Raw genomic sequence first — 461 nt, 5'->3', positions numbered from 1 at the left:
TCGCGACCAGGACCCCGACCGGATGGACCGGTCGAGGGCGGGGATGCCCCGGGCCGCGGCCAGCATCAGGCCGACGGCGAGCTCGGCCACCGAGGTGGTCGTGGCCCCGAGCGTCCGGCTGACCCGGATGCCCTCCGCCTCGGCGGCGTCGAGGTCGACGCTGTCCAGGCCGATCCCGAACCGGACGAGCACCTTCAGGCCGCTGCCGACCAGGGCCTCCGCGGACGCGTCGTCGACGCCGAGGATCGCGCCGTCGCACCCGTGCAGCAGCTCGCGCAGCTCGCCGGCGGTCAGCGGCCGCTCCTGGGTCGGGTAGCGCACCTCGCACCCGAGGGCCGCGAGGAGGTCGTGATGCCGCCCCGGGGTCTGCCGGAAGCCCCGGGGCGTCACCGCGATGGTCGTCACCGGCCGGTGTACCTCGGGTTCGGCACGACCTCCGGGCCGTGCTCGCCCTCGACGAC

At 76.1% G+C, this 461-nt stretch carries 1 pseudogene; it reads right to left on the bottom strand.

Going from position 1 to position 461, the window contains the following annotated elements:
• Positions 1–405: pseudogene (locus tag Q0L15_RS22225) on the bottom strand (hypothetical protein); the annotation flags it as partial.
• Between the last annotated feature and the right edge of the window lie 56 nt (positions 406–461).

The organism is Nocardioides sp., from assembly GCF_024509035.1.
Taxonomy (GTDB): domain Bacteria; phylum Actinomycetota; class Actinomycetes; order Propionibacteriales; family Nocardioidaceae; genus Nocardioides.
Note: the sequence above shows the minus strand (reverse complement) of the source record. Positions and strands in the feature narration are given on the sequence as shown.